Annotated in this window: 5 protein-coding genes; 3 read left to right on the forward strand and 2 right to left on the reverse strand. The window is 74.1% G+C overall.

Features of this window, described 5'->3' with window-relative positions:
* The 3 genes from RIF68_RS20140 to RIF68_RS20150 all read left to right on the forward strand — a co-directional run.
* A partial coding sequence (locus tag RIF68_RS20140) for an ABC transporter ATP-binding protein (RefSeq protein ID WP_309052681.1) occupies window positions 1-1951 on the forward strand: 1951 nt, incomplete at its 5' end.
* Window positions 1952-2408: 457 nt separating this feature from the next.
* Entirely contained in the window at window positions 2409-2792 is a 384-nt protein-coding gene (locus tag RIF68_RS20145; RefSeq protein WP_375165206.1) for a hypothetical protein, read from the forward strand.
* Window positions 2793-2909: 117 nt separating this feature from the next.
* Entirely contained in the window at window positions 2910-4355 is a 1446-nt protein-coding gene (locus RIF68_RS20150; protein ID WP_309052683.1) for a S28 family serine protease, read from the forward strand.
* Between the two features lie 72 nt (window positions 4356-4427).
* Here the strand turns inward: RIF68_RS20150 and RIF68_RS20155 are convergent, their stop codons facing one another.
* Both RIF68_RS20155 and RIF68_RS20160 read right to left on the reverse strand, forming a co-directional pair.
* The gene (locus RIF68_RS20155) at window positions 4428-6308 is read right to left on the reverse strand and encodes a glycoside hydrolase family 3 protein (protein WP_375165721.1); all 1881 of its coding nucleotides are present in this window, start codon (window positions 6306-6308) and stop codon (window positions 4428-4430) included.
* Window positions 6309-6620: 312 nt separating this feature from the next.
* Entirely contained in the window at window positions 6621-7532 is a 912-nt protein-coding gene (locus RIF68_RS20160) for a LysR family transcriptional regulator (protein WP_309052685.1), read from the reverse strand.
* Window positions 7533-7579 lie beyond the last annotated feature (47 nt).

Below are 7579 nucleotides of genomic sequence, written 5' to 3' on the forward strand. Positions count from 1 at the left end.
CGCCGAGCGCGGGATCACCCCCGCCCTGTGGGTACGGGACGAGTCCGCGGCGCCCGACGACGGCACGGCCCGCATGACGGACAAGGCCGGCGCCACCCCGGAGCTGCTCGCCGCCGTCGAGGCCCTGCCGCCCGCCGCCGACACCCCCGACGTGGACGAGACCCGCGCGGTCTCGCCCGAGGACAGCTACGGCCTGCGCCGCCTGTTGCGCGGCTTCGGCCTGCCGCTGCTGGTCAGCCTCGGCCTGGTCGCCGCCGACGCGGGCGCCGGCCTGCTGCTGCCGGTGCTCATCCGGCACGGCATCGACGAGGGCGTCAACCGGCTCGCCCTCGGGGCCGTCTGGGCGGCCTCGGCGCTCGCCCTCCTCACCGTGCTCGTGCAGTGGGCCGCGCAGACCGCGGAGATCCGCATGACCGGCCGCACCGGCGAACGGGTCCTCTACGCGCTGCGCCTGAAGATCTTCGCCCAGCTCCAGCGGCTCGGCCTGGACTACTACGAGCGCGAGCTCACCGGCCGGATCATGACCCGGATGACGACCGATGTGGACGCCCTGTCGACCTTCCTCCAGACGGGCCTGGTCACCGCCTTCGTCTCCCTCGTCACGTTCTTCGGGATCATGGTCGCGCTGCTGGTGCTCGACCTCCAGCTCGCCCTGGTCGTCTTCGCGACCCTGCCGGTCCTCGCCGTCGCCACGTACTTCTTCCGCCGCTCCAGCGTGAAGGCGTACGAGCTGGCGCGTGAGCGGATCAGCGTCGTCAACGGCGACCTCCAGGAGTCCGTCGCCGGACTCCGGATCGTGCAGGCCTTCCGCCGCGAGCGGTCGGGCGCCGAGCGCTTCCGGGCGCACAGCGACGCGTACCGCGACGCCCGTGTGCGCGGTCAGTGGCTGATCTCGGTCTACTTCCCGTTCGTGACGCTGCTGTCCTCGGTCGCCGCCGCGGCCGTGATGATCGTCGGCGCGCACCGGATCCAGGCCGGCACCCTCACCACCGGCGCGCTCGTCGCCTACCTGCTCTACATCGACCTCTTCTTCGCCCCGGTCCAGCAGCTCTCCCAGGTCTTCGACGGCTACCAGCAGGCGGCCGTCTCCCTGAAGCGGATGCAGGAACTGCTCCAGGAGCCCACCTCCACGGCCCCCGCCGCCGACCCGCGCCCGGTGCGGAAGCTGCGGGGCGAGATCGCCTTCGAGAACGTGTCCTTCGCGTACGGGGCGGGCGACGGTGCCGGTGCGGGCGCCGGCGAGGACACCGCGCTCAGCGGGATCGACCTGCGCATCCCGGCCGGGCAGACCGTCGCCTTCGTCGGTGAGACCGGTGCCGGCAAGTCGACGCTGGTCAAACTGGTCGCCCGGTTCTACGACCCCACGTCGGGCCGCGTCACCGCCGACGGCACCGACCTGCGGGACCTGGACCTCACCGCGTACCGGCACCGGCTCGGCGTCGTCCCGCAGGAGGCGTACCTCTTCCCCGGTACCGTCCGGGACGCCATCGCCTACGGGCGGCCGGACGCCACCGACGCCGAGGTGGAGGCGGCCGCGCGGGCGGTCGGCGCCCACGACATGATCGCCACGCTCGACGGCGGCTACCTGCACGAGGTCGCCGAGCGCGGCCGGAACCTGTCGGCCGGGCAGCGGCAGCTCATCGCCCTGGCCCGCGCCGAGCTGGTCGACCCGGACGTGCTGCTCCTCGACGAGGCCACGGCCGCCCTGGACCTGGCCACCGAGGCCCAGGTCAACCAGGCCACCGACCGGCTCGCCGGCCGCCGCACGACCCTGGTCGTCGCCCACCGCCTCACCACGGCGGCACGCGCGGACCGGGTGGTCGTCATGGACCACGGCCGGATCGCGGAGGACGGCACCCACGACGACCTCCTCGCACGCGGCGGCCGGTACGCGGAGCTGTGGCGGACCTTCATCGGCGAGGAGGCGGAGCAGCTCGGCGAACGGGTCTGACAGGGGTCGGACCGGGCGGGCCGGGGAGCCGTCCGGGGCCCCGGCCCCCGGGGCGCGGGGGTCGCGCGTGGGCCGGGGCCCGGGAGCCGTCCGGGGCCCCGGCCCCCGGTCGCGGGGGTCCGCCTCGGACCCTGGGCCGGGTCCGCCACCGGCCTCCGACTCGGCTGTGGCCTCCTGAGGCGCCTCACCCGGCCCCGGGCCGGGCGCCGGGACGTCGGCGGAGGCAACCATTCCGGGATCGCGCGCGTCGTACGGCCGTACGAGGAGACTCCCGGGAGGGGAACGCATGACCACGGACCCGACCGCCCGGCGCGGCCGAACACGCCCGCCGCGCGCCCGCGCGGCCTCCGAGGACGGAGCCGCCGGAGGACCCGCCCGCACCGGGGTGCGCACAGGGCCGGGTGCCCCGCCCGGCGGCCGCGGCCCCACCCGTACCGCCGCGCCTTCCCGTACCGGAATCAGGGTCTTCGGCCGGGTTCTGGTCGCCGTCCTCGCGACCGTCGCGCTGCTCGTGCTCCCGGGGCCCGGGACCGGGGGCGCCACCGCCGAGGCGCTGTCCGTGTGCCAGGGGCGTCCGGCCAAGACCGTCTCCTTCGCCACCGGCGAGCTCCGCCTCTACCGGACCCGTCACTACGTCTGTGCCGTCACCGTCGCCAAGCGCCCCGGCACCCGCCGCCCGATGAGCGTCTCGCTCCAGCCGCGCGGTGGACGGCCCGCCGTCCGCGCGGGCCGGTTCGACCGGCAGGCCGGCCCCGTCACCGTCCATGCCCTCAACCGCTGTGTCCGCGCGAGCGGCTGGGTCGCCGGCCGGGGTGCGGGCACCGGCTGGACCCTCTGCTGACCCGGCCCGCGCGGCGGAAAGTCCCGGAGATCCGCGAGTAAGGAGCAACTGGGTCTGGCGGTCCCCACGTTCGCCCCGCTAGGTTCGCGACACCGTTGTGAACCAAGGGGAGGGTGAATGCGCAAGTCGCTCGGATGGGTGCTGTCGCTTTCGGTGCTCATAGGCACCGTGGGTACGGCCGGCGTGGCTACCGCCGCGGACTCGGACACCGGCAGCAGGGCCGTCGCCGACTCGCAGAGCACGGACATCAAGGACCGCATCCTGGCCATTCCCGGGATGAGCCTGATCGAGGAGAAGCCGTACGCCGGCTACCGCTTCTTCGTCCTGGAGTACGTCCAGCCGGTCGACCACCGCCGCCCGTGGGCCGGCACCTTCAAGCAGCGGCTCTCCGTCCTGCACAAGGACACGGAGCGCCCGACCGTCTTCCGCACCAGCGGCTACGGACTGAGCACCACCCCCGGCAGGGCCGAGCCGACGCGGATCGTCGACGGCAACCAGGTCTCGATGGAGTACCGCTTCTTCACGCCGTCCCGCCCGCAGCCGGCCGACTGGTCCAAGCTCGACATCTGGCAGGCCGCCAGCGACCAGCACCGCATCTTCACCGCCCTGAAGAAGATCTACGGCAAGAACTGGATCTCCACCGGCGGCTCCAAGGGCGGCATGACGGCCACCTACTACGAGCGCTTCTACCCGCGCGACATGGACGGCGTCGTCGCCTACGTGGCCCCCAACGACGTGGTCAACAAGGAGGACTCGGCCTACGACCGGTTCTTCGAGAACGTCGGCACCAAGGAGTGCCGCGACCGGCTCAACTCCCTCCAGCGCGAGGCCCTGATCCGCCGCGCGCCGCTCCAGAAGAAGTACAAGGAGTGGGCCGAGACCGAGGGCGCCACCTTCAACACGGTCGGCTCGCTCGACAAGGCGTACGAGGCCGTCGTCCTCGACTTCGTGTGGGGCTTCTGGCAGTACCACGGCCTGGACGCCTGCGACAGCATCCCGGACGCGAAGACCGCGAGCGACGACGCCGTCTACGAGACCGTCGACACCTACTCGGGCTGGTCCGCCTACACCGACCAGGGCCTGGAGTACTACACGCCGTACTACTACCAGGCGGCCACCGAGCTCGGCTCGCCCACCATCCGGCAGCCCCACCTGGACGGCCTGAGCCGCTACGGCTACCAGCCGGCGAGCAGCTTCGTGCCGCGCGAGATCCCGATGCGGTTCAAGCCGTGGGTCATGCGCGACATCGACGACTGGGTCCGTAAGAACGCGAACCGGATGATGTTCGTCAACGGCCAGAACGACCCGTGGAGCGCCGAACCGTTCCGCCTCGGCAAGGGCACGCGCGACAGCTACGTGTTCACGGCGCCGGGCGCCAACCACGGCGCGAACGTCGCCGGCCTGACCGACGCCGAGCGTGAGCGGGCCACCGCCCGCATCCTCGCCTGGGCCGGAGTACCCGCCCCGGCGGTCGAGGCCGCGCAGCCGCTGGCGCGCTTCGACGCCCGCCTCGACAAGGTGGTCGACGAGGACCGGACCCGCGAGCACGGCCTGCGCCCGTAGGCAGGAAGTACGCGAGGGCGGGGTGCGCCCGGCGGCCGTGACCGCCGGGCGCACCCCGCCACGCGCCCCCGCTCAGCGGGTGTACGAGAGCCCGTGGCCCACCGGGTAGAGCACTTCCGCCGGGTTCCGCGCGCTCTGCACCGGCACGGGCAGCCGGCCCCGCGGCCGGGCGCGCCCGGCCATCACCCGTACCGCGGCGCGCAGTTCGACGTCGGTCCAGGAGTACGCGGCCAGCGTCGCCCGCTGCCCGGAGATCCGCGCGATGTCGTACGGGTTGCGGATCGCGATCGTCACCACGGGCACCCCGGTGGCGACCAGCCGGTCCACGAGGGTGCGCTGCGGACTGCTCGCCGAGACGTTGTACGTCCCCACGACGACCACGTCCTTGCCCGCGGCCGCCGCCACCGCCTCCTCGATCCGCGCGGCCGTGGGGGTGATCCCGGTGGAGAGCGCGGTCGCGGTGAAGCCCAGCTCGCGCAGGGCCGTCGCGAGGACGGCGGTCGGCGGACCCGTCGTACCGGAGGGGGAGGCCGGGTCGGCGCCGACGACCAGGACCGAGCCGTGGGTGTCCGGACTCAGCGGCAGGAAACCGTCCTCGTTGAGGAGCAGGGTGGTGGTCGCCTCCGCGATCCGGTCGGCGTGCGCGCGGTGCGCGGCCGTGCCGACCACCCGCTCTACCCCTGCCCGCGTGGTGTACGGCTGCCGGAACAGGCCCAGCTTCGCCTTCAGCCGCAGGATCCGCAGGATCGATTCGTCCAGCCGGTCCTCCGTCAGCTCACCCTCCCGGACGGCCCGCACGACCGCGTTCCACGCCACGTCCAGCTTCGGCGGGTTGAGCAGCTGGTCCACGCCCGCCTTCAGCGCCAGCACCGGCACCCGGTCGTCCCCGTACTTGGTGCGCACCCCCTCCATGCCCAGGGAGTCGGTCACCACCACGCCGTCGTAGCCGAGCCGTTCGCGCAGGATGCCGGTGAGGATCGGCCGGGAGAGGGTGGCCGGGTCCTCGCTGGGGTCGAGGGCGGGCACGACGATGTGCGCGGTCATGATCGAGTCGATGCCGGCGGCGATCGCCGCCTCGAACGGCGGGGCGTCCAGCTCGGCCCACTGCGCCGGGGTGTGGGTGATGGTGGGCAGCCCGTAGTGGCTGTCGACGGCGGTGTCGCCGTGCCCGGGGAAGTGCTTGGAGGTCGCCGCTACCCCGGCCCGCTGGTAGCCCTTGACCTGGGCGGCGACCAGCCCGGCGACCGCCCGCGGGTCGGAGCCGAAGGAGCGGACGCCGATGACCGGGTTGGCCGGGTTGACGTTGACGTCCGCGACGGGGGCGTAGTTCTGCCGGATGCCGAGGGCGGCCAGTTCGGCCCCCGCGATCTGCGCGGCCTTACGGGCGTTCGCGAGCGAGCCGCCGGCGCCCAGGGCCATCGCCCCGGGCAGCAGGGTGGCGGGCTCGCCGACCCGGCAGACGATGCCGTGCTCCTGGTCGGTGGAGATGAGCACCGGCACCGGGGTGGGCCCGGCGAGGGCGGCCCGCTGGATGCCGTTGGACAGCTCGGCGATCTGCTGCGGGTCCCGGGTGTTGTGGGCCCAGCTGAAGTAGATGACGCCGCCGACGTGGTAGCGCTCGATCAGCTCGGCGGCGGTGCGGACGCCGATCTCCTTGAGGTTGGCGTCGATGTCGGCCTGGTCCGGCGCGGTCGCCGAATGGCCGTACACCCGCATGACGAACAGCTGGCCGACCTTCTCCTCCAGGGACATGCGGTCGATGATCCGGCGCAGCCGGTCGTCGGTCCCGGCATGGGCCACGGGGGCGGTGGCGCCGGTGACGGCGGCGGCCGCGGCGGCGGCCGTGACGGTGAGCAGGGTGCGCCGCGAGGGCGCGGCGGCGGGGGAGGGGGAGACGGGGAGGGAGGGGGAGGCGGAAGTCGAGGGGGCGGGGGCGGGGGCGCGGTGGTGCACTGATGCTCCTTCCGGCCGTGCGAGGTTGAAGGAAACTTCCAAGGTGTCACGGATAGCCCGAAAGTAACTGCCAGGTCAAGGATCCGCGCACGAATCGCCGTCGGGCCACCCGGCGCGCCCGGCACCCGCCCGCGCGTCCCCGATTCCCGGCCGGCTCGGACCGCCCGCCCCCGCCCGGCCGGCTCGGACACCCACCCCCGCCCGGCCGCTCGGACCACCCGCCTCCGCCCGGCCGGCTCGGACCGGCCGCCCCACCCGGCTCGGACCACCCGTCTCCGCCCGCCCGCCCCCGCCCGGTCGGGACCGCCCGGCTCAGACCGGTGAGGCGACCGAGGGCCAGAGCTCCTGGAGCGTCCGGACCGTCTCCCGGATCGCCGGGCGTCGCGCCGCGCCCGTCCGCCACATGGCGCGCAGCCGGCGCATCGGCATCGGGTCGAGCCCGACCGGCACCACGTCCGGTGGCAGCGCCCCGCGCCCGAGCCGGGGTACGAGCGCGATCCCGAGTCCCGCCGCCACCAGCGCCACCTGCGTGTGGTTCTCCTCGGCCTGGTGCACGATCAGCGGCTCGTAACCGGTGGCCCGCAGGGTCCGGATCAGCCAGCCGTGGCAGACGGTCCCCGGCGGCTGTGAGATCCACCGCTCGGCCGCCAGCTCCTCCCGCCGCACCGACTCCCGCTCGGCCAGCGGATGGTCGCGGTGCACCAGGATGTCGCACAGGTCGTCGCCGATGACGGCCTGTTCCACCCCCGGAGGGGCGGGAAGCGGCGCGATGTCCCAGTCGTGCGCCACGGCCAGGTCGATCACGCCCCGCGCCACCAGGTCGACCGAGAGGTGCGGGTCCACCTCGGACAGGCGCGCGTCCAGATCCGGGTGGAGGCGGGCCAGCTCCGCCAGCGCCCGGGGCATCAGCCCCCGGGCCGCGCTCGCGAAGCAGCCGATCGCCAGGCGCCCGGCGGGCCGGCCGCGCCGCTCCTCCAGGCGCACCTCCGCCTCCTCCACGAGCGACAGCAATTCGCGCGCCGTGGAGGCCAGTTGGTGAGCGTCGTCGGTGAGCCTGACGCCCCGCCCGCTGCGTTCCAGCAGGGTCGTACGGGTCTCGCGCTCCAGCTTGGCGATCTGCTGCGAGACGGCCGAGGGGGTGTAGCCGAGGGCGGCGGCAGCGGCGCCGACGCTGCCGTGGACGGCGACGGCGTGCAGGGCGCGCAGACGGCCGAGATCGAGCACGGTGACTCCCGTCCGGGACCGGGGACATGGATGAAGCGCTGCTTCAT

This window comes from Streptomyces sp. (assembly GCF_031178505.1).
Classification (GTDB): Bacteria; Actinomycetota; Actinomycetes; order Streptomycetales; family Streptomycetaceae; genus Streptomyces; species Streptomyces gulbargensis.

Coding starts and splice junctions, on each gene's coding strand:
- RIF68_RS20150 (WP_309052683.1), top strand. CDS start 2,910: ATGCGCAAGTCGCTCGGATGGGTGCTGTCGCTTTCGGTGCTCATAGGC.